Raw genomic sequence first — 21,881 nt, 5'->3', positions numbered from 1 at the left:
GTCAGTCTCGCTTCCCGAACAGGTCGGTCGCCTCGACCAGGTGGTGGGTGATGCCGGGCTCGTGCGCGGTGTGCGCGGCGTCCTCGACGATGTGCAGGGTGGAGCCGGGCCACGCGTTGTGCAGTTCCCAGGCGCTCACCGCGGGGCACACCACGTCGTGGCGGCCCTGCACGATCACTCCGGGGATGTCGGCGATCTGATGGATGTCACGCAGCAACTGTCCCTCGTCGAGGAATCCGCCGTGCCGGAAATAGTGGTTTTCGATGCGAGCGAAGGCGAGGGCGAAGCGTGGCTCACCGGTCTCGGCGACCCGATCCGGGTGCGGCAGTAGCGAACTTGTGGCGCCTTCCCACGTCGACCAGGCGACGGCGGCACCGAGCGCGATCTCCGGATCCGGCGAATGCAGCAGCCGGTGGTATACCTCGACGAGGTCGTCCCCGCGCTCCTCGGGCGGCACCGGTGCCAGGAATTTCGCCCACTCGGCGGGGTAGATGTTGCCCGCCGCGCCGTTGTAATACCAGTCGATCTCCTTGCGCCGCAACAGGAAGATGCCGCGCAACACCAGCTCGGTGACCCGCTCCGGATGCGCCTGGGCATAGGCGAGGCCGAGGGTGGAACCCCACGACCCGCCGAACACCTGCCAGCGTTCGACACCGAGGTGCTCGCGCAGTGCCTCCATGTCGGCGATCAGGTGCGGTGTGGTGTTGAACTCGAGGCTCGCCCCGTCGGCGATGTGCGGCACCGACTTTCCGCACCCGCGCTGATCGAACAACACGATCCGGTACACCGCCGGATCGAAGAACCGGCGTTGCAACGGACCTGTGCCGCCGCCGGGGCCGCCGTGCACGAACACCACCGGCTTGCCGTCGGGGTTGCCGCTGACCTCCCAGTACACCGACTGGCCGTCGCCGACGTCGAGGAGACCTTTGTCGAACGGTTCGATCTCGGGGTACAGGGCGCGCATCAGAACGCCAATCCCGCGGCGAGGTCGGGCAGGTCGAGTGCGGTGAGCGTTTCGGTGCGCACATCGGGGCAGGCCTCGGTCGTCACCCGGTCGATCATCGCCTTGTCGGCCAGCACGTGCCCGTTGATGCCGCCGTTGCGCAGCGCCCACTCGTGCACCATCGTGTTCAGCGCGAGCCGGCCGAGGGTCGGGCCCTGCACCCGGAAGTTCGACAGCTCCGGGCGGATCATGTCGCACAACTGGCTCGCCGAGGAGTCGCTGATCTCCAGCGTGGTGCTCGGCGTCGCCGTCTTGGTGGTGGTGGCACCGGCGGTCGTGGTCGTCGCGGACCCGCTGGGCGTGACTTCCGCACCGCCACAGGCTGTCAGGGTCACGGCGGCGAGAACACCAGTGACAACGAGCCCGGGACTGGTCTTCCATCGGCGATGCATGCGTACCTCTTCGAGTCGGCTGTTTCGACTCCGAGTCTGCCATCTCGCCGTCGGCCGCGCCGCTGCCCGACCCCGCCGGACGGCGAGGCCGGGTGCGCGCGGATCAGAAGCTGTGTTCGGGTCCGGGGAAGGTGCCCTGGCGCACCTCGTCGGCGTAAGCGGCTGCGGCGGAACGCAATTCGTCGCCCACATTGCCGAACCGCTTCACGAACTTGGCCGTCTTGCCGCTGGTGTAGCCGGCCATGTCCTGCCAGACCAGCACCTGGGCGTCACAATCGGCGCCGGCGCCGATTCCCACGGTCGGGATGGTGAGCTTGCGGGTGACCTGACCGGCCAGCTCGGCGGGCACCATCTCCATCACCACGGAGAAGGCACCGGCCTCCTGCACCGCGATCGCGTCGGCGACGAGCTGCTCGGCACCGTCGCCGCGACCCTGCACCCGGAAACCGCCGAGTGTGTTCACGCTCTGCGGGGTGAAACCGATGTGGGCCATCACGGGAATGCCCGCGGCGGTGATGAGCGCGATCTGCTCGGCGACCCGCTCGCCGCCCTCCAGCTTCACCGCGTGGGCGCCACCCTCCTTCATGAAGCGGGTGGCGGTGGCCAGCGCCTGCTGGGGCGAGGACTCGTAGGTGCCGAACGGCAGGTCGGCGACGACCAGGGCGTGCGGCGCACCGCGCACCACGCCACGGACCAGCGGGATCAGCTCGTCCACGGTGATCGGCACGGTGGTGTCGTAGCCGTAGACGACGTTGGCGGCGGAATCGCCGACCAGCAGGACAGGGATGCCCGCCTCCTCGAACAGGCGGGCCGAGGAGTAGTCGTAGGCGGTCAGCATCGACCAGCGCTCACCCTCGGCCTTCATCTGCTGCAGATGCTGGACGCGGGTCTTGCGGCGAGGCTTGGAGGTGGTAGCGGGAGCGGCACCGTAGGCAGGGCTCTGCTCATCGGATACGGACATCATCGTCCCTACTTTCGTCTGGTTCCTCGAGGCCCGTAGCGGGTCCCCGGGTTTTTCTGACGCATCCAGTGTGCCACCTCGCCCCGAACCGTTTTAAGGGCGTGGCCGGTGGGATCGGTCACACCCGCGCTTCGGTTACCGTGATGGCGAGCCCGTTCGGGTGCGTCGTGTTGCGCCGCCCGGCGCGGAAAGGTTGGCCAACTGTGCAGCGAGGCAGGCTCGTCGTTGTTCTCGGCGCGATCTGCGCGCTGGTCGCCACCGGATGCGGATCCGGCAGCGACAGCGCCACCCCGCCCACTCCGCTGCCGCCGTCACCCCCCGGGCTGAACGATTTCTACGAACAGCGCATCGACTGGGGTTCCTGCGAGGAGTTCGGCAGCCCGGAGGAACGGTTGCCGCCGAGCACCCAGTGCGCGCGCGTCACCGTGCCGATCGATTACGCCCGGCCCGACGGTCCGACCGCGCAGATCGCGTTGTCGCGCATCCCGGCCAGGGGCGACAAGATCGGGTCGCTGCTGATGAATCCGGGCGGGCCCGGCGTCTCCGGGTTGTCGATGGTCACCGTCGGGCACCGCACAGAGCTGGCCGAACGATTCGACCGCATCGGTTTCGATCCGCGTGGTGTCGGCTCCTCGCTGCCCGCGATCGTATGCCTGACCCCGCCCGAAGCCGATGCCGAACGCGCCGAACCGCCCACCGACAACACCCCGGCGGGCATCGCCGAGGCCGAGGCCGAGAACCGCGAATACGCCGGCCGTTGCGCTGAGCGCTCGGGCATCGACCTGCTCGGCCATGTCGGCACCCGGGAAGTCGTCCAGGACATGGACGTGCTGCGCTCGGCCCTCGGTGACGCGAAACTGACCTACCTCGGCTACTCCTACGGCACCCGCCTCGGTGCCGCCTACGCCGAGAAGTACCCGCAGAACGTGCGCGCGATGGTCCTCGACGGCGCCGTCGACTCCTCCCAGGAACCCGTGCAGGAGTCGCTGCGCCAGGCGGCGGGCTTCCAGGGCGTGTTCGACGCCTACGCCGCCGACTGCGCGAACAGCGCCGACTGCCCGCTCGGAACCGACCCGGCCGGTGCGGTGGCCCGCTTCCGGCAACTCGTCGACCCGCTGCAAGCCGCCCCGGCCCGCACCGAGGATCCGCGCGGCCTGAGCTACAACGACGCCATCACCGGCGTCCAGCAGGCCCTCTACAGCGACGAGATGTGGCCACTGCTCACCCGCGGCCTCACCGAACTGCAGGGCGGCACGGGCGACACCCTGCTGCAACTGGCCGACCTCTACGACGGCCGTCGCGCCGACGGCACCTACGCCAACACCCAGGACGCCTTCAACGCCATCCGCTGCGTCGACGACCCGCGCATCACCGACCCCGCGGTCGTCGCGCGCCAGGACACCGAATACCGCAGGGCCGCACCATTTCTCGACGACGGCAAGGGCACCGGCGCGGCACCCCTGGAACTGTGCGCGTCGTGGCCGGTGTCGAACACGAGCGAACCGCACCGGATATCGGCGCCCGGCGTGGCGAAGATCGTCGTCGTCTCCACCACCGAGGACCCGGCCACCCCGTACCAGGCCGGTGTCGACCTGGCCGAGCAGCTCGGCGCCGCGCTCGTCACCTTCCGGGGCAACCGGCACACCGCCGCCCTCGTCGCCGGTGACCGGTGCCTCGACGACGCCGTCATCGCCTACCTCACCGAACTCGCCACGCCCACGCCCGGACTCACCTGCGGCGGGTGAGACCGCGCACACCGCCCGGTCACGCCACGTGAGAAGTGCGGACGATGTGACGTAATAGCAAACGAGTCGGCGTATGTAACACGGATTTAACGCCGGGTGCCTACGCTCGCCGTATGGATCGCCAGAAGGAATTCGTGCTGCGGACGCTCGAAGAGCGGGACATCCGCTTCGTACGTCTCTGGTTCACCGATGTGCTGGGCTACCTCAAGTCCGTCGCCATCGCCCCCGCCGAGCTCGAAGGCGCCTTCGAGGAGGGCATCGGCTTCGACGGGTCGGCCATCGAAGGCTTCGCGCGCGTGTCCGAGGCGGACATGGTCGCGCGGCCCGATCCGTCGACCTTCCAGGTGCTGCCCTGGGCCAGCTCCAAGGGCCATCAGCATTCGGCGCGCATGTTTTGCGACATCACCATGCCCGACGGTTCGCCGTCGTGGGCCGACCCGCGCCACGTGCTGCGCCGTCAGCTCAACAAGGCCGCCGACGTGGGCTTCAGCTGCTACGTACACCCTGAGATCGAGTTCTTCCTGCTGGAGAACCAGCTCCGCGACGGCTACGAGCCGATGCCCGCCGACAACGGCGGCTTCTTCGACCAGGCCGTGCACGACTCGGCCCCCAACTTCCGCCGCCACGCCATCGACGCGCTCGAGTCGATGGGCATCTCCGTGGAGTTCAGCCACCACGAGGGCGCGCCGGGTCAGCAGGAAATCGACCTACGGTACGCCGACGCGCTATCCATGGCCGACAACGTGATGACCTTCCGCTACCTCATCAAGGAGGTGGCGATCGACGAGGGTGTGCGCGCGACGTTCATGCCCAAGCCGTTCTCCCAGTACCCCGGTTCGGCCATGCACACCCACATGAGCCTGTTCGAGGGCGAGTCCAACGCCTTCGCCGACCCGGACGACCCGAACAACCTGTCGAGCACCGCTCGCTCGTTCATCGCGGGCATCCTCGAGCACGCCCCGGAGATCAGCGCGATCACCAACCAGTGGGTCAACTCCTACAAGCGCCTCATCCACGGCGGCGAGGCTCCCACGGCCGCGTCCTGGGGCCGTTCGAACCGCTCGGCGCTGGTCCGCGTGCCGATGTACACGCCGAACAAGTCGTCGTCGCGGCGCGTCGAGATCCGTAGCCCCGATTCGGCCTGCAACCCCTACCTCACCTTCGCGGTGCTGCTCGCGGCCGGTCTGCGCGGCATCGAGAAGGGCTACAACCTGCCGCCCGAGGCCGAGGACGACGTGTGGTCGCTGACCGACGCCGAGCGCCGCGCGATGGGCTTCCGCTCGCTGCCGGGCACCCTCGACGAGGCACTGCAGGCGATGGAGCGCTCGGAGCTGGTCGCCGAGACCCTCGGCGAGCACGTCTTCGACTTCTTCCTGCGCAACAAGCGCCGCGAATGGGCCGACTACCGCAGCCAGGTCACCCCCTGGGAGCTCAAGGAATACCTCAGCCTGTAATTCCTGCGCCGGGGGATCCGGCGTGACGCTGTCGTTGCCCGGACCATGTAAGTTTTGACGCATGGTTCGGCCACCGACTGCCCGCTCCACTGTTCCCGGCGTAGGTCGGCTCGGGTTACTCGAACCCACCGCGGCGGACTCCCTGCACCAGCTCGGCTGGGACAATGTCGACGGCGTGCCCGTGCTCTGGGCGCTGTCACGTTCGCCCGACGCCGATCTGGCCCTGTCCACCCTCGTGCGGTTGCGCGAAGCGCTCGGAAACGAGTGGGGCGAACTCGATTCGGCGATCCGCTCGGAAACGACGCTGCGCGGCAGGCTGTTCGCGCTGCTCGGTTCCTCGACGGCGTTCGGCGATCACCTCGTTGCCGTACCGCAGCGCTGGAAAGTGCTGCGCGCCAGTCGGCTTCCGGATCGCGACGAACTGATCGCCGACCTGCTCGACGCCGTCGACGCGAAACCCGAGACCGGCCCCAACGCGGGCCCCATGCTGTTCCGGGCCGGTATCTCCGGTCCCGAGTCGATCGCGTTGCTGCGCGACCGGTATCGCGATCAGCTCATGCTCCTCGCCGCGATCGACCTGGCCTCCACCGTCGAGAACGAACCGGTGCCGCCGTATCAAGTGGTCGGCAGGCACCTGTCGGATCTGGCCGACGCCGCGCTCACCGCCGCCCTGTCGGTGTCGGTGGCGCGGGTCTGCAAGAACGGCGAGGTTCCGGTGCGCCTCGCGGTGATCGCGATGGGCAAATGCGGTGCGCGCGAACTGAATTACGTCAGCGATGTGGACGTGGTCTTCGTCGCCGAGCCCGCCGACGCCACCGCCACACGCTTGGCCGCCGAGATGATGAGCGTCGCGAGTTCGGCCTTCTTCGAGGTCGACGCCGCGCTTCGCCCCGAGGGCAAGGCCGGTGCGCTGGTGCGCACCCTCGATTCGCATCTGGCCTACTACAAGCGCTGGGCCCGCACCTGGGAGTTCCAGGCCCTGCTGAAGAACCGGCCGATGACCGGTGATCTCGAACTCGGACAGCAGTACCGCGACGCGCTCATGCCGATGGTGTGGGCCGCCTCCGAACGCCCCGACTTCGTCGCCGACGTGCAGGCCATGCGCCGCCGGGTGGAAGACCTGGTGCCCGCCGACCTGCGCGAACGCGAACTCAAACTCGGCGCGGGCAGCCTGCGAGATGTCGAATTCGCCGTGCAGCTACTGCAATTGGTGCACGGGCGGGTCGACGACTCGCTGCACGTCACCAATACCGTCGAGGCGCTCACCGCGCTCGCGGCGGGCGGGTACGTCGGCCGCGACGACGCCGCCAACCTCACCGCCTCCTACGAATTCCTCCGCCTGCTCGAGCACCGCCTGCAACTGCAGCGGCTGAAACGAACACACACCCTGCCCGCCGCCGACGACGAGGAAGGCATGCGCTGGCTGGCGCGCGCCGCCCACATCCGGCCCGACGGCCGTCAGGACGCGGTCGGCGTGCTCGACACCGAGATCCGCCGCAACGCGGTGCGGGTGCGCCGCCTGCACGCCAAGCTCTTCTACCGGCCGCTGCTCGACGCGGTGGCCCGGATGGATTCCGACGCGCTCCGCCTGAGCCCCGACGCCGCCGTGCGCCAGCTCGCCGCCCTCGGTTACGCCGCCCCGGAGAACGCGCTCGGGCACCTCAAGGCGCTCACCGGTGGAGTGTCGCGTAAGGGCCGGATCCAGGCGCTGCTGCTGCCGACACTGCTCGAATGGCTCGGTGACACACCGAATCCCGACGCGGGCCTGCTCGCGTACCGCCGGGTGTCGGAGGGGCTCGACGACCAGATCTGGTTCCTGCGTGAACTGCGCGACGAGGGCGCCATCGCCCAGCGGTTGATGATCGTGCTCGGCTCCTCGGAGTACCTGCCCGATCTGCTCATCAACGCCCCCGAGACCATCCGCATGTACGCCGACGGCCCCGGCGGGCCACAGCTGCTCGGACCGCAACCCGAGGACGTGGCGCGCGGCATCCAGACCGCCGCCGCCCGCTACGACGACCCGAAACGCGCTGTGGCGGCGGCTCGTTCGCTGCGCAGGCACGAACTGGCCAGGGTCTCCTCGGCCGACCTGCTCGGCATGCTCGACGTGCCGCAGGTGTGCGCGGCGCTGTCGTCGGTCTGGGTGGCCGTGCTCGAGGCGGCGCTCAGCGCTGTCATCCGGGCCTCGGAAGCCGAGCGTGGCGCCCCCGCGCCCGCCGACATCGCGGTGATCGGCATGGGCAGGCTCGGCGGTAAGGAACTCGGCTACGGTTCCGACGCCGACGTGCTGTTCGTGTGCGATCCACGCCCCGGCGAAGACGAGACGACCGCGGTGAAGTGGGCGACCAATGTCGCGGAGAACGTGCAGCGGCTGCTCGGTGCCCCCAGTGTCGACCCGCCGCTGCAGGTCGATGCGGGCTTGCGCCCCGAGGGGCGTCAGGGCGCCCTGGTTCGCACACTCGCGGCCTATCAGGCCTACTACGCCCAGTGGGCTCAGTCGTGGGAGGTGCAGGCGCTGCTGCGCGCACACCAGGTGGCGGGGGATCAGGACCTGGGTGTGCGATTCCTGCACGTCATCGATCCGGTGCGCTACCCGGCAGGCGGGGTGTCGCCCGAGGCGGTGCGCGAGATCCGCCGTATCAAGGCGCGCGTGGATTCCGAGCGTCTGCCGCGCGGCGCCAACCCCGCCACCCACACCAAACTCGGTCGCGGTGGCCTGGCCGATATCGAGTGGACGGTGCAACTACTGCAGCTGCGGCACGCCCACGAGGTGCCCGGCCTGCACAACACCTCGACACTGCAGTCGCTCGACGTGATCGAAGCCGAGGGCATCCTCGAGCCGGAAGACGTTGCGCTGCTGCGGGAATCGTGGCTCACGGCGACGGCGGCCCGCAACGCGCTCGTGCTGGTGAAGGGCAAGCCGACCGATCAGCTGCCCGGTCCAGGCCGACTGCTGTCGGCGGTGGCGCGCGTGGCCGGCTGGCCCAACGACGACGGCAGTGAATTCCTCGACAACTACCTGCGCATCACGCGCCGGGCCAGGGCCGTCGTCGAGCGGGTCTTCGGGGTATGAGGACATGAGAAAGGCCCCGCACCAGTGGTGCGGGGCCTTTCTACAGCATCACGCCGAAATCAGATGGCGCGGACGTCCTGAGCCTGGGGGCCCTTCTGGCCCTGACCGACCTCGAACTCCACGCGCTGGCCCTCTTCGAGCGACTTGAAGCCCGAGCCGCCGATGGCCGAGTAATGCACGAAGACGTCGGGGCCGCCTCCGTCTTGGGCGATGAAGCCGAAGCCCTTTTCGCCGTTGAACCACTTAACAGTGCCTTGAGTCATGTTTTTAAAAGTCTTTTCCGTAGGTGAGCCACGGCGATCACTTGCGATCAGCCCAGTCTCAGCGTCCAAGTATGCCACACTCGTCAGCAAACCGCGCATCCGACTGCATCACACCACCGTATGGGCGGAGTCTGCGGAAATCCCCGGGCGTGTCGCACGCGGTTTCGGTCATCCTTCGGCCTCCCTCACCAACCGTCGCGAAGTGTGCCAATCTGGGCACCATGGACATCGACCTCGCCATGCGGGTACTCGACGCACACGTGGCCTTCGAGAAGCAGCGGCTGCGCGATCCCGCGGGTTTTCTCGAACTGATCACCGAGGAGGTGGACGGCGCGCTCGCCGAGGCCGACGTGCTCACCCTGGCCGAGGCCGTCACCCGCGAGCAGATCAAGGCCGTCGCGCACAAGTACGCGGTGCAGTTCCCCGTCGAGGGCGCCATCCCCGAACTCGTCGGTGAGGTGGCCGCGCGGTTGTACAACCATCGCGTCAACGACGAGATCGAGGTCGGCGAGGTCGTAGACACCCGCCACTTCGACGACCTCGTCGACGCGATCGCGGGCATGGAGGTGACGCACCGGGTCCTGCGCATGGTGCTGAACAGTCCCGTCACCGTCGACGCCTGCGTGGAGGCCGTGCAGCGCGCGGTGGTGACCGCGGTCGACGACGGGCGCCATGTGGAGGGCGGCGGGCTGGCCGCCTCGCTACGTGGTGCGCTGTCGCGGCTGGCCGAACCGGCGATGCCCGTGATCGAGAACGGCGTCGGGCGCATCACCCGCACCGGTGCGCGATTCGTGTTGCGCGGCAACAGCAACGACGCCGACGAGGTACTCATCGACACCGCCCGCGAGACCTGGCGCAAGCACGTCGGCGATTCGGTCGGCACCTTCCGAGAAGTGGTCTCGGCCGACGACGTCGAGGACATCGTCGTGCTCGCCTTCGAGTTCTGGCGCTCCTTCCGCGACACCGACTACTTCCACGCCCTGCTCGACGAGGGCATCGACCACGTCTTCGACAAGTACGGCGACACCGCGCTCACCGAACTCCTGGCCGAGCTCGGCGTGAGCCGCGCCGACATCATGGAGGAGGCACTGCGTTTCGGCCCGTCGGTGCTCGAAAAGCTCGACGAACGCGGCTATCTCGACGCACTGTTGCGACGCAGGCTCGCACCGTTCTACGCCTCGGCGGAGTTCCGTGCCGCGGTGGCCGGGACCGGGTAGCGCGGCACTCGACCTGCCAGTCCTGTTCGGGCGCTGGGATGTCGGAGCCTGTCGGTACGATCCGTGCGACGATGGGGCGGTTCGCCGCTAGGAGGAACGCGATCGAAAGGCTGTCGTGACACGTCTGTCCACCCTGCTCGACCAGATCGATTCCGGGGCCGTGCTGCTGCCGGAGTTCCAGCGCGGGTACGTGTGGAACCGCGATCAGGTGCGTGGGCTCATGCGGTCGCTGTACCTGGGTTACCCGGTCGGTGGCTTGCTGGTGTGGGAGACAGGATCCGACGACATCGCGGTGCGCGGCACGGCCACCGGCTCGGGCCTGCGGCAGCTGCTGCTCGACGGCCAGCAGCGCATCACCACCCTCTACGGCATCGTGCGCGGGAAGGCGCCGTCGTTCTTCGAGGGCGACGCCGTCGCGTTCACCGGCCTCCATTTCGATGTCGAGCGTGAGCTTTTCGAGTTCCAGGTGCCAGGTCGTGACATCAGTCCGGCGTGGATCGATGTCACCGAACTGTTCGCGCTCGGCCCGATGCACTACATGTCCAGGTTCCCCGACGAGTCGCCGGAAACGCTGGCGCTGTACCTGGACCGGTTGAACAAGCTGCGCGAGATCACCCACCGCGAGTTCAATGTCGAGACCATCACCGGCTCGGATCGCACGGTCGACGAGGTGGTCGACATCTTCAACCGGGTGAACTCCGGCGGCACCAAACTCTCCAAGGGCGACCTGGCGCTGGCCACCCTGTGCGCCCAGTGGCCGCAGGCGCGCGGCAACCTGCGCGATCACCTGATCCGCTGGGACAAGGACGGCTACACCTTCACCCTCGACTGGCTGCTGCGCAACGTGATCGCGGTCGGCAACGGGCGCTCCCATTTCGACGCGCTCGGCGACCTCGAACCCGCCGAATTCGAGCTGGCGCTGAGCGAGTCGGCGCGTCAGGTCGACACCTTCCTCGACACCGTCGCAGGCAGGCTCGGCCTCGACCACGACCGAGTCCTCATGGGCCGCTACGCGATTCCGGTCATCACCCGGCTGCTTTTCCTCAACGGCGGGCAGTTCGACAACGACCTGCACCGCGACCGGGTGCTGTACTGGTACATCCATTCGGCGCTGTGGGGCCGCTTCAGCGGGTCGACCGAGACCTTTCTGCAGCAGGACTACGACACCCTCGAACGCGGCGGTATCGACGCGCTGATCGCCTCGCTGGAACGCCTGCGCGGCGGCTCGCTCGACCTGTGCGCCGACGACTTCGCAGGCGCAACCCGTGGTTCGCGTTTCTATCCGCTGCTGTATCTGCTCACCCGGGTGGACGGATCGCGCGATCTCGGCACGGGAACCGAACTCGGCATCGAACAGTTCGGCGACCGCACCCCGGTGCAGGTGCACTACCTGTTCCCCAAAACCCTGCTGCGCGAATACGGCTACGAACGCAACGAGATCAATGCGATCGCCAACTTCTGCTTCCTGAGTCCCGGCTCGGAAGCCGAAGTGGGCGAGCGTGAACCGGCCGACTACTTCGCGGAGATGGAGCGGCGCAACCCGGGCGTCCTCGCCTCGCAGTGGATTCCCACCGACCCCAACCTCTGGCGCGTGGAGAACTATCGCGAATTCCTGCGCGCGCGGCGCATGCAGCTGTCGCGGGCGGCCGATACGTTCCTGGAGAAGCTGCGCACGGGCAACCTGCACCGGCCGACGCTGCTGACGGTCGGCGTCGCCGGTGTGACGGTCGGCGACCCGGCCGTCGACCAGGTGAACGCCCTCGTGGAGGACCTCGTCGCCGACGGCTTCGGTTTCCCGCTGCTCGACAGCGAGGTCTCCGACCCCATCACCGGCCGCGAACTCGCGGTGGCGGAGGCGTTCTGGCCCGAGGGCCTGCAGCCCGGTGTCGGGATGCCCGTGGTGCTGCTGCTCGAACCGGCCGACGCCGACCTCACCCGCTTCTCCCAGCTGGGCTACGCGGTGTTCACCTCCGTCGACGCCCTGCGCGGCTACGTGGAGAACCTGCGTGCCGAGGCGTCCGGCGCCCCCGGCTTCGACGGTCCCGCCGCCGATGTGGCCGCGCTGGCCGAACGGCTGCCCGCCACCTGGGTCGGCAATTCCGAACTGGTCTGGTTCACCTACTCGTGGGCGCTGCTCGAGCAGGACCGGGCGAGCGGTCCCGAGGTGGTGGAACTCAGTCCCGAACAGGTCGCGTTGCGCTACATCGCGCTGTGGGCGCTCACCCGCACCTTCTACATCCACGCCTTCGACCAGGGCAACCCCGGGGAATGGCGCTACTACCTCGGCGACGCCATCGGCCCCAACCCGCTGATCCCGCGTGAGTGGCTCGCCGAGCGGGCGGTCCAGTCCGGTGCCCTGGCGCCCGGTGCGGTCCCCGGTGACGAGGACATCGCGATCGCCCTGGTGCACGGCGTCATCGATACCGTCGACGAGGTGGCCAACGCGCTCACCCACATCCTGGGCGGGCCGGGCCTGTTCGCTTCGCTCTGGGCCTCGGCGGGCGCGGCCGAACACTACGGTTATCCGCTGTCGACCGATCAGATCAACGACCTCATCAATCAGGTCGTCAACGATCCGGCGTCGCGAAAGATCCAAGCCTACAACTGGATCGAAGCGGGCATGCCCCTCTAGTCCGGTGCGCCGGTCACGCGCTGGAAGGTCGTGACGAACTCGCGCAGGGCATCGGGGTCGGCCGTTTCCACGGTGATCGGGGTGCCCGCGCGTACGTCGAGTTCCGGCCAGCAGACGGGCAGGACCGGCAGCTGCACGGTCCGGGTACCGACGGTCATGGTGATCGCGGGGGTGCGGCTCGTCGCGACGGTCATCAGGTTCTCGACGGCCTGCTCGGTGAGCTGCCCGGCGGCACTGAATTGTTCGATGTACACGGCCACCTCCTTCTCGGCGGCCAGTGTATGCCCCTCAGAGAATCCTCAGAGGCACCACAGCGAGGCCCGATGCGTGCCCGCTTAGGCTGCTCGCATGATGCGTGAATGGATGGATCGAGCACTGCTCGTCCTGGGGTGGGGCGCAGTGATCGCGGCGGTGGCCGGGATCGTGTTGCACGTCGGGAACTGGCAGCAGAAATCTTTGGTCTTGCTGGCTTCGGGGGCGATGTGGCTGATGCTCGGCGCCGTGGTGGGGGTGGTGTTGCTGCTGCTCGCGCGCGGTTGGCGCAGTGCCGCCGTCGGGGCCGCGGTGCTGGTGGGGGCGGGCGCGCTGGTCGTGCCGTCCTACGTTCCCGAGGCGCGCGCCGCCGACGGGCCGGAAGTGGTTGTGCTGCAGTCGAACATCCTCTTCGGCAAGGCCGACCCGAAGGCGGTGGTCTCGACGGTGCGTGACAACGACGTCGACCTACTCACCGTCGAGGAACTGACCTTCGACGCGATCACGGCGCTGCGCGCGGCCGGGCTGGAGGAGCAGCTTCCGCACGTCTACCTCGAAGCGGCCCACGCGGGCGGCGGCGGCACCGGAATCTACAGCCGCTACCCCTTGCGCGACACCCGGAAATTCGACGGATTCGTGATGAGCAACCTGGGTGCGACCATGGAACACCCGCAGCGCGGCCCGATCTCGGTGTTCGCCTTCCATCCGATGCCGCCGAACCTCGACTTCGTGGCGTGGTCGAACGAGATGCGCCGGGTCGACGAGATCCTCGCCGCCACCAGCGCGCCCGCGATCGTCGGCGCGGATTTCAATGCGACCCAGAATCATTCGGCCTACCGGGCACTGCTCGACGGCCCGTTCGCCTCGGCCGCCGACCAGACCGGCGACGGCATCCTGCTCACCTACCCCGCCGACCGCCGCTGGGGTCCGCTGCTCGGTATCGACTACGTGCTCGTCGCCGGTGGCGTCGCCGAAGACGTTCGTACACTGACCCTTCCGGGTACCGACCACCGCGCTGTGCTCGCCACGCTCCGAATGGACCGCTGACACTTCTGGATTACCATGTGAGCGCTCGACAGCGGAGGCTTCGTGTCCGCGTCATTTTCCGGGGAGGACAGCGTATGAGAAGACATCGGTTCGGCGTGGCCGTGGCCGCGGCACTGATGAGCGTGGGGGTGCTGGTCACCGGTTGCTCGACGGCGAACACCGTCGCCGGCGACCAGGCGGTACCTACGCAGGACAACCCGTGGGAGGTGGCGGGCGCGACCTCGAGCGAGGGACCGAGCGGCCCACGCCCGGGTGTGCCCGACACCGACAAGAAGGCCGAGAACACCGACAACGGTGCCATCGACAAGCTCGCGATGAACGCGATCGCCGACATCGAAGAGTACTGGCAGGGGGAGTATCCCAAGACTTTCCGCGGCGACTTCAAGCCCGCCTCGAAGTACATCTCGTGGTCGGCGCGTGCCTCGGAGGCCGAGTCGGTGGAGTTCTGCTTCGGCAGTACCTACAAGCTGGTCAACGCGGCCTACTGCCCGCTCGACCACACCATCGGCTGGGACCGTGAGGTGCTGTTGCCGCTGCTGGTCGACAAGTACAAAGAGATGTCGGTGGTGATGGTGCTGGCCCACGAGTACGGGCACGCTATCCAGGCGCAGGCAGACCTGCTGCGCGGGTTCCTGATGGACGGCCTGGTGAAGGAACAGCAGGCCGACTGCCTGGCCGGTGTGTTCCTCCGCCATGTGGCCGAAGGCAATTCGAAGCACTTCACCCTCAACACCACCGACGGCCTCAACGGGGTCCTCGGCGCGACCGTCGCCGTGCGCGACCGCGACCCCAACGATCCCGACGCCATCCACGGTTCGGCGTTCGAGCGGGTCACCGCGGTGCAGATGGGTTACACCGACGGCGCCAAGGCGTGCAAGGCCATCGACAAGGACGAGATCGCCAAGCGCCGCGAGGGACTGCCGGTCACCTTCGAGGAGGACGAGCGCGACAAGCAGTTGCCGGTGAACCAGGAAACGCTCAGCACGCTCGCCACCCAGCTCGGCAAGTCGATGCCGGTGCAGAACGTGCCGAAGTTCGACTACAGCGGCGTCACCCGCAACTGCGCGAAAACGACCACGACCGAACCGGTCTCGTACTGCCCGTCGTCCAACACCATCGGCACCGACGTGCCCGCCATGGCCAAGCGGGCCGGAGAAGGCGCGAGCGGTAAGGAGGAGCCGCTGTCGGCGGTCGTCACCGGCGACTACAACGCCGCCGTGGTGTTCGTCTCCCGCTACGCCCTTGCGCTGCAACAGGATCGGAAGGTCTCGCTGACCGGCGCGGCCACCGCCGGCCTTCGCACGGCCTGCCTGTCGGGTGCGCTCACCACGAAACTCAGTGAGCCGGGCAGTGATCCGCGACTGTCGGCGGGTGACCTCGACGAAGCGGTCTCCGGCCTGCTCGCCGACGGCCTCGCCGCCGGCGACGTCGACGGCAAGGTGGTGCCGAGCGGATATCAGCGCCTCGAGGCCTTCCGCACCGGCGTCCTGCAGGGCGAGCAGGCCTGCTGGACTCAGTTCCAGTAGGTCAGGAAACCGGCAGCGATCGGAGGGAGCTGAGGGTGTTCGCCACCGCGCGGGCGGCCTCGGCTCCCTTCGTCACGAAGTGGTTGGTGTAGTAGTCCACGTGCTCGCTGTGCTCGTGGAAGTGATGCGGGGTGAGCACCACCGAGAACACCGGCACGTCGGTGTCGAGCTGCACCCGCATCAGTCCGTCGATGACCGCCGAGGCGACGAAGTCGTGGCGGTAGATGCCGCCGTCGACGACAAGGGCGGCCGCGACGACGGCCTCGTAGCGGCCGGTGGCGGCCAGGCGCTTGGCGTGCAACGGGATCTCGAAGGCACCCGGCACGTCGAACACCTCGACCACCGCCGGGTCGAAGCCCAGACCGGCGTACTCGGCGAGGAAACCCTCGTGTGCCTTGGTGACGATGGAGCTGTGCCAGCTGGCACGGATGAAGGCGACGGCGCCCGGAGTGGTGTTTCCCATGGTCGGAGTCTACTAGCCGACAAGTTACTTGTCGGTAATATGGGTCGTGAGCCAGTCGACGACGTCGCCGATCACCTCGTCGCGCTCGGGTTCGTTGAAGACCTCGTGGTAGTAGCCCGCGTAGCGGCGCACAGTCTTGTCGGTCGAGCCCGCGTCGCGTTCGAGTACGTCGGAGCTCGACGGCGCGGCGATCACGTCGCCGGTGCCGTGCAGTACGAGCAGCGGTGCGGTGAGCGAGCCGAGGCGTTGTTTCACCAGGTCGGCGTGACGCAGGATTTCCACGGCGGTGCGGGCGGGCAACTTGCCGCGGAACACCAGCGGGTCGTCGTCGTAGGCGCGAACCACGTCGGGATCGCGGCTGATCTGCGACGAATCCAGTTTCAGCACACCGAGATTCGGGGCGAACCGGGTGAGCAGTGGTGCGGCGGCCCGCTGCACCGGGTTCCCGAGCGGGATGTCGAGCGGCGGCGCCGATACCACCACGCCGGTCACGTCGAGGGGCGAGCGGGTAGCCAGGTGCAGCACGACGAGAGCGCCCATCGAATGCCCGAGCACAAATCGCGGCAGCCCAGGGTTGGCGGCGCTCGCGAGGTCGAGCAGGCTCGCCACATTGTCGGCGGCGGCGTCCATCGAATCGATGTTGGCGCGACGACCGCCCGACTGCCCGTGCCCGACATGGTCGAGGGCGTACACCGCGAACCCGGCCTCGGCCAGCGCGGCGCCGAGGTATTCGTAACGGCCGGAGTGTTCGGCCACGCCGTGCACGAGCGTCACCACCGCGCGCGGTGTCTCGGGTCGCCATGCGCGCCAGACGATTCGGCCGCCGTTGCCCGCGAAGTCACCGGTCTCGGTTGTCATTGCTGCGTTCCTGTCGGCTCGGGCGCTGTCCGGCCGGTCGTGGCCTGCTCGGGTGCGTCGCTCGACGCGAGCCACTGGATCAGACGCCGATTGAATTCGATCAGCCGAGCGTAGTTGAGCCGTGAGATCCGCTCGTCGGTTCCGTGGATACGTTCCAGGTCTTTGGCGTCGAGCACAATCGGCGCGAAGTTGCAGCGCGTTTCGACCAAATCGTCGTAGTGGCGGGAGTCGGTCGCACCGGGCACCAGGCCGGTCGTCGTCACGATGCCCGGCACCAAATCGGTGGCGATGTCGGCGATGACGTCGTAGGCAGGTCCGGCGCCGCTGACCTGCGACGGTTCCGACGTGGGGCCGACGAGCTCGACCGTCACGCCGTCGTCGCCGATCACCCGGCGGCAGTGCGCGAGGACGGCCGCGACCGAATCACCGGGCAGAATACGGAAATTCACCAGCGCCTCCGCGCTCTGCGGCAGCACATTGGCCTTCACCCCACCCGCGATCACCGTGGGTGCCGTCGTCGTGCGCACGAGCGCTTCCGTGCTGGGAGCCAGTGCCATGATCCGGGTGAGCAGTGGTGCCGCGAGCCGCGACAGCACCTCGGAATCGGTGAGCCCGAGCAGCTTGCGGCGTGGCCCGGGCAGGGCCACGCGCATCCGGGCGAGCATGTCGGCGATCACCGGCGTCAACCGCAACGGCATCGGCCGGTCCTGCACCCGGGCCACCGCGCGAGCCAACCGGCCCACCGCGGTCTGGCGCCCGGGCATCGAGGAGTGCCCACCGGTCTCGGTCACCGAGAGCCGCACCGTCGCGTAGCCCTTCTCGCCGAGCATGATGCTGGCCACCGGGCGGTCCACTCCGTCGGCGACGCCGTCGGTGATGACACCGCCCTCGTCGAGCAGCAGATTCGCGTGCACGCCGAGATCGCGCAGGTGCTCGGCCATGCGCACCGCGCCGCCGTCACCGAACACCTCCTCGTCGTGGCCGAAGGCCAGGTAGACCGTGCGGCTCGGCCGGATGCCGTTCTGCAATGCCCACTCGACGGCCTCGAGAACGGCGAGCACCCGGCTCTTGTCGTCGATCGCGCCCCGGCCCCAGATGAACTCGTCGTCGACCACACCGGCGAACGGCGGATGGGTCCAGCGTTGTGGGTCGTCGGCCGGGACCACATCCTGATGGGCCAGCAGAATCGCCGACACACCCTCCTCGACGCCCGGCCAGCGGTAGAGCCTGCTGCGGCCGAACAGGGTGAGCTCGAGTTCGGCGTGGGTCAGCGGGAACGCGGACTCGAGGTGCTCGGCCAGGCGGGCGAACTCGGCGTCGGCGCTGCGGGCGGGATCGTCGGTCGAGACCGTCGCGCAGCGCAGGGCCGCGGCCAGCCGTTCGGCCGCCTCGTCGTCGGCACCGTCGGTGACGGGGGAGTGGGCACTGTTGTCGGTGATCGGGCGCACCTGCGCCATTCTCGCCGGACACGCGGCCGAAAGTGCGGCGAATCGTCGCGAGTGTCATGCGGTCCGACCGGCGCGCGACGGTGCATCTAAGCTGAACACCATGGCAGGAGGCAAGGGCGGCAAGCCGTCGAAGGAAGCCAAGGCCGCGGCTAAAGCGGCCCGTAAGCAGGCATCACGCGAACGTCGTCAGCAGTTGTGGCAGGCGTTCAACATGCAGCGCAAGGAAGACAAGGCGCTGCTGCCGCTGATGATCGGCGCACTCGTGGCCACGACGGTGGTGTTCTTCGTCATCGGCCTGATCTTCGACATGCAGTGGTTCCTGCTGCCGCTCGGTCTGCTGCTCGGTGTGCTGTTCGCCTTCATCATCTTCGGGCGGCGCGTGCAGAAGAACGTCTACCGCAAGGCCGAAGGCCAGGCGGGTGCGGCGGCGTGGGTGCTGGAGAACCTGCAGGGCAAATGGCGGGTCGCCAACGGCGTGGCCGCGACCACCCAGCTCGACGCGGTGCACCGCGTGATCGGTCTGCCGGGCGTCATCTTCGTCGCCGAGGGTTCGCCGCAACGGGTCAAGTCGCTCATCGCGCAGGAGAAGAAGCGCACCGGGCGCCTCATCGGTGACACCCCCATCTACGAGGTGATCGTCGGCAACGAGGAAGGGCAGACCCCGCTCAAGGATCTGCAGAAGTTCCTCACCAAGTTGCCGCGCAATATCGATGTCAAGCGGATCGACCAGATCGAGGGCAGGCTCTCGGCCCTCAGCTCCCGCAGCGGCGGTCCCGCGATGCCGAAGGGCCCGATGCCCCCCGGCGCGAAGATGAAGGGCATGCAACGCGCCATCCGTCGCCGCTGATCCACCCCGTCGCGAGCCCGTCACCGTGCAAGGTGACGGGCTCGCCGCTTTTTCAGGCCTGGGGCGTGCGGCCGGTCAGCAGCCACAGGACACGGTCGTAGGACAGCAGGTGATAGCCGACGAGAACAGCCGCCGAGATCAGCGCCAACCGGGGCAGCGCCGCTGCCCATAGCGCCGCGGCCCCGCCGAAGAGCACAGCGAGCTCGACGCCGAGCCGCACCGGACCGGGGACGGCAACCGGCGCGTCACCGCTGCGGCTCGGGTCGTCGGGGACCGCGAGCGTGCCCCACAGCACAGCCGCCGCGACCGGCAGCACCACGACGAGCAGATATCGCCACGGGGAGTCGAAGGCGCGCCAGCCGAACACTCCGAACGAGGTGATGGCGATCAGTTCGAGGAGAAAACGTACGGCCAGTAGGGCCGGATTCAGTGACACGGCCTGATCGTATTGCCGCGCCGCACGCCGCGCGCTCGATCAGCGGGCGTTGACCAGGGCGGTGCCGGTGGCCTGGTCGTGCATGCCGCGACCGTCGGCATCGGTGAACAGCGCGGGCACCACGAAGAACACCAGCACCTGCCGGGCCAGCGCGCGCACGAACCCGACCGGCACGGGCGCATCGATGCGCGCCACCCGCATCCGCAGGAAGTACTGGCCGGGGGTGAACCCGAACAGCGTCACCGCGAGCACACCGATCACGAACCACACCAGCAGCGGCACCGACGACGACGCGAAACTGCCGGTGATGACGGCCGCGATGCCCACCGCGATGAACCAGTCGACGAACAGCGCGACCACCCGCCGCCACGTCGGGGCAAGCGACCCCGCGCCCTCGCGAGGCAACCCGTAGAGCTCGCCGGGGTAACCCGAGGTCTCGTCGTCGCCTTCGGTGGGATTGCCCGAGAGCCATGTGCCGGTGATGCGCGCCATGAGTTCCAGGATAGAGCCGGGTCAGCACCCGCTCCCGACCGCATTGACGGAGGTCACGTGAGCGCGCGCGGGTGGAGATGGCAGGATTGGGCGTGCAGGTCGCGCCCGGATGGCAGACATCACCGTCGCCCGGCATGCGCGTAACACTGGCGAAACACAGCCTTGACTGTAGGGAAACACCGCGTCCATAACGTCAGGTCGCGACGAACCCACGCATCGTGACGGGCTGGGAACCGATCCGTAAGGAGAACAAGTGACGTTCAGCACGGCCGAAGAGGTCATCCAGTACATCAAGGAACAGGACATCGAGTACGTCGATATCCGTTTCTCGGACCTTCCCGGCGTCCAGCAGCACTTCTCGATCCCGGCCAAGGCGTTCACCGCCGACCTGGCCGAAGAGGGTCTCGCGTTCGACGGTTCCTCGGTGCGTGGCTTCCAGTCGATCGACGAGTCGGACATGCTCCTGCTCCCCGACTTCAGCACCGCCCGGATCGACCCGTTCCGTGCCGCGAAGACGCTCAACCTGAACTTCTTCGTGCACGACCCGTTCACCCGTGAGGCCTACTCCCGCGACCCGCGCAACATCGCGCGCAAGGCGGAGGAGTACCTGCGTTCGACCGGTATCGCCGACACCGCGTACTTCGGTGCCGAGGCCGAGTTCTACATCTTCGACGGCATCCGCTACGGCTCGGGCATGAACGGCTCGTTCTACGAGATCGAGTCGATCTCGGGCTCGTGGAACACCGGCAAGGAGTTCAACCCGGACGGCAGCCGCAACCTGGGCTACAAGGTCCGCAACAAGGGCGGTTACTTCCCCGTCGCCCCGTACGACCACTACGTCGACCTGCGCGACAAGATCTCGACCAACCTGCAGAACGCGGGCTTCGAGCTCGAGCGCGGCCACCACGAGGTCGGCACCGCCGGTCAGGCCGAGATCAACTACAAGTTCGGCACCCTGCTGGGCGCTGCGGACGACCTGCAGCTGTTCAAGTACATCGTGAAGAACACCGCGTGGCAGGAAGGCAAGTCTGTCACCTTCATGCCGAAGCCCCTCTTCGGTGACAACGGCTCGGGCATGCACGTGCACCAGTCGCTGTGGAAGGACGGCAAGCCGCTGTTCCACGACGAGGCCGGCTACGGCGGCCTGTCGGATCTGGCGCGTCACTACATCGGCGGCATCCTGCACCACGCCCCGTCGCTGCTGGCGTTCACCAACCCGACCGTCAACTCCTACCACCGTCTGGTGCCGGGCTACGAGGCCCCCATCAACCTGGTGTACTCGCAGCGCAACCGCTCGGCTGCCGTGCGTATCCCGGTGACGGGCAACAACCCGAAGGCCAAGCGCATCGAGTTCCGCGCGCCCGACTCCTCGGGTAACCCGTACCTGGCCTTCGCCGCCATGATGATGGCCGGCCTGGACGGCATCAAGAACAAGATCGAGCCGCTGGCTCCGGTCGACAAGGACCTCTACGAGCTGCCGCCCGAGGAGGCCAAGAACATCCCGCAGGCCCCCACCAGCCTCGCGACGGTCATCGACCGCCTCGAGCAGGATCACGACTACCTCACCGAAGGCAACGTCTTCACCGAGGACCTGATCGAGACCTGGATCCAGCTCAAGCGCGACAACGAAATCGCGCCGGTGAACCTGCGTCCGCACCCGTACGAGTTCGAGCTCTACTACGACGTGTAAACCTGACCTGTGCGAACGGGCCTGATCGGCCCTTCGGTTCGCAGCTGGTACGCAGTTCGAAAGTCCCCTCCGGCACCGTCGG

19 protein-coding genes are annotated in these 21,881 nt (G+C 68.1%); 9 read left to right on the top strand and 10 right to left on the bottom strand.

Annotation, left to right across the window (positions count from 1 at the left end; all coding sequences use genetic code 11):
* Position 1: 1 nt before the first annotated feature.
* From pip to panB, 3 genes are all read right to left on the bottom strand, one after another.
* A complete protein-coding gene (pip, locus tag HYG95_RS11450; RefSeq protein ID WP_181697965.1) occupies positions 2-964 on the bottom strand; it encodes a prolyl aminopeptidase in 963 nt (320 codons plus the stop codon).
* A complete protein-coding gene (locus HYG95_RS11445; protein ID WP_370465760.1) occupies positions 964-1,338 on the bottom strand; it encodes a hypothetical protein in 375 nt (124 codons plus the stop codon). Before HYG95_RS11445 ends, pip begins: the two co-directional genes overlap by 1 nt.
* A gap of 160 nt (positions 1,339-1,498) precedes the next feature.
* Positions 1,499-2,356 (bottom strand): 3-methyl-2-oxobutanoate hydroxymethyltransferase, encoded by an 858-nt coding sequence (panB, locus tag HYG95_RS11440; protein WP_181698042.1) that lies wholly within the window; start codon positions 2,354-2,356, stop codon positions 1,499-1,501.
* Positions 2,357-2,499: 143 nt separating this feature from the next.
* Here panB and HYG95_RS11435 point away from each other — a divergent pair, with 143 nt between their 5' ends.
* The 3 genes from HYG95_RS11435 (at position 2,500) to HYG95_RS11425 (ending at position 8,628) form a co-directional block, all read left to right on the top strand.
* Positions 2,500-4,101: an alpha/beta hydrolase gene (locus tag HYG95_RS11435; protein WP_181697963.1), complete on the top strand. Its 1,602-nt coding sequence runs from the start codon at positions 2,500-2,502 to the stop codon at positions 4,099-4,101.
* Positions 4,102-4,214: 113 nt separating this feature from the next.
* The gene (gene glnA / locus HYG95_RS11430; RefSeq protein ID WP_181697962.1) at positions 4,215-5,555 is read left to right on the top strand and encodes a type I glutamate--ammonia ligase; all 1,341 of its coding nucleotides are present in this window, start codon (positions 4,215-4,217) and stop codon (positions 5,553-5,555) included.
* A 61-nt stretch (positions 5,556-5,616) separates the two neighbouring features.
* Positions 5,617-8,628, top strand: a complete 3,012-nt coding sequence (locus tag HYG95_RS11425) for a bifunctional [glutamine synthetase] adenylyltransferase/[glutamine synthetase]-adenylyl-L-tyrosine phosphorylase (RefSeq protein WP_181697961.1) — start codon at positions 5,617-5,619, stop codon at positions 8,626-8,628.
* 59 nt (positions 8,629-8,687) lie between these two features.
* Here HYG95_RS11425 and HYG95_RS11420 read toward each other — a convergent pair whose 3' ends face one another.
* Positions 8,688-8,891 (bottom strand): cold-shock protein, encoded by a 204-nt coding sequence (locus HYG95_RS11420; RefSeq protein WP_056821080.1) that lies wholly within the window; start codon positions 8,889-8,891, stop codon positions 8,688-8,690.
* Between the two features lie 221 nt (positions 8,892-9,112).
* On the opposite strand from HYG95_RS11420, the gene HYG95_RS11415 reads away from it, so the two are divergent.
* Both HYG95_RS11415 and HYG95_RS11410 read left to right on the top strand, forming a co-directional pair.
* A complete protein-coding gene (locus tag HYG95_RS11415; RefSeq protein ID WP_181697960.1) occupies positions 9,113-10,108 on the top strand; it encodes a hypothetical protein in 996 nt (331 codons plus the stop codon).
* Between the two features lie 115 nt (positions 10,109-10,223).
* Positions 10,224-12,740, top strand: coding sequence for a DUF262 domain-containing protein (locus tag HYG95_RS11410; RefSeq protein WP_181697959.1), 2,517 nt, complete (start codon positions 10,224-10,226; stop codon positions 12,738-12,740).
* On the opposite strand, the gene HYG95_RS11405 is transcribed toward HYG95_RS11410, so the two are convergent.
* Entirely contained in the window at positions 12,737-12,994 is a 258-nt protein-coding gene (locus HYG95_RS11405) for a hypothetical protein (protein ID WP_181697958.1), read from the bottom strand. The genes HYG95_RS11410 and HYG95_RS11405 overlap by 4 nt on opposite strands.
* Positions 12,995-13,088: 94 nt before the next feature.
* Between HYG95_RS11405 and HYG95_RS11400 the strand changes: the two genes are divergently transcribed.
* Entirely contained in the window at positions 13,089-14,039 is a 951-nt protein-coding gene (locus HYG95_RS11400) for an endonuclease/exonuclease/phosphatase family protein (RefSeq protein WP_181697957.1), read from the top strand.
* Between the two features lie 74 nt (positions 14,040-14,113).
* Positions 14,114-15,565 (top strand): metallopeptidase, encoded by a 1,452-nt coding sequence (locus HYG95_RS11395; RefSeq protein ID WP_181697956.1) that lies wholly within the window; start codon positions 14,114-14,116, stop codon positions 15,563-15,565.
* Between the two features lies 1 nt (position 15,566).
* Here HYG95_RS11395 and HYG95_RS11390 read toward each other — a convergent pair whose 3' ends face one another.
* The 3 genes from HYG95_RS11390 to HYG95_RS11380 are packed head-to-tail and all read right to left on the bottom strand — an operon-like array spanning position 15,567 to position 18,334.
* On the bottom strand, positions 15,567-16,028 hold the full coding sequence (locus HYG95_RS11390) for a 6,7-dimethyl-8-ribityllumazine synthase (RefSeq protein WP_181697955.1): 462 nt from the start codon (positions 16,026-16,028) through the stop codon (positions 15,567-15,569).
* A 24-nt stretch (positions 16,029-16,052) separates the two neighbouring features.
* Complete coding sequence (locus HYG95_RS11385) at positions 16,053-16,886, bottom strand: alpha/beta hydrolase (protein ID WP_181697954.1); 834 nt, start codon at positions 16,884-16,886, stop codon at positions 16,053-16,055.
* Complete coding sequence (locus HYG95_RS11380; protein ID WP_370465759.1) at positions 16,883-18,334, bottom strand: M20/M25/M40 family metallo-hydrolase; 1,452 nt, start codon at positions 18,332-18,334, stop codon at positions 16,883-16,885. Before HYG95_RS11380 ends, HYG95_RS11385 begins: the two co-directional genes overlap by 4 nt.
* A gap of 100 nt (positions 18,335-18,434) precedes the next feature.
* On the opposite strand from HYG95_RS11380, the gene HYG95_RS11375 reads away from it, so the two are divergent.
* Complete coding sequence (locus tag HYG95_RS11375) at positions 18,435-19,181, top strand: DUF4191 domain-containing protein (RefSeq protein ID WP_067487348.1); 747 nt, start codon at positions 18,435-18,437, stop codon at positions 19,179-19,181.
* A gap of 52 nt (positions 19,182-19,233) precedes the next feature.
* On the opposite strand, the gene HYG95_RS11370 is transcribed toward HYG95_RS11375, so the two are convergent.
* Positions 19,234-19,617 (bottom strand): YrdB family protein, encoded by a 384-nt coding sequence (locus HYG95_RS11370; RefSeq protein WP_181697952.1) that lies wholly within the window; start codon positions 19,615-19,617, stop codon positions 19,234-19,236.
* Positions 19,618-19,656: 39 nt separating this feature from the next.
* Positions 19,657-20,109, bottom strand: a complete 453-nt coding sequence (locus HYG95_RS11365; protein WP_181697951.1) for an RDD family protein — start codon at positions 20,107-20,109, stop codon at positions 19,657-19,659.
* 253 nt (positions 20,110-20,362) lie between these two features.
* On the opposite strand from HYG95_RS11365, the gene glnA (HYG95_RS11360) reads away from it, so the two are divergent.
* The gene (glnA, locus tag HYG95_RS11360; RefSeq protein ID WP_067487357.1) at positions 20,363-21,799 is read left to right on the top strand and encodes a type I glutamate--ammonia ligase; all 1,437 of its coding nucleotides are present in this window, start codon (positions 20,363-20,365) and stop codon (positions 21,797-21,799) included.
* Positions 21,800-21,881 lie beyond the last annotated feature (82 nt).

Origin of the sequence: Nocardia sp. GTS18, assembly GCF_013839555.1 — a bacterium.
Taxonomy (GTDB): Bacteria; Actinomycetota; Actinomycetes; order Mycobacteriales; family Mycobacteriaceae; genus Nocardia; species Nocardia rosealba.
This window is presented reverse-complemented; position numbering and strand designations above follow the sequence as displayed.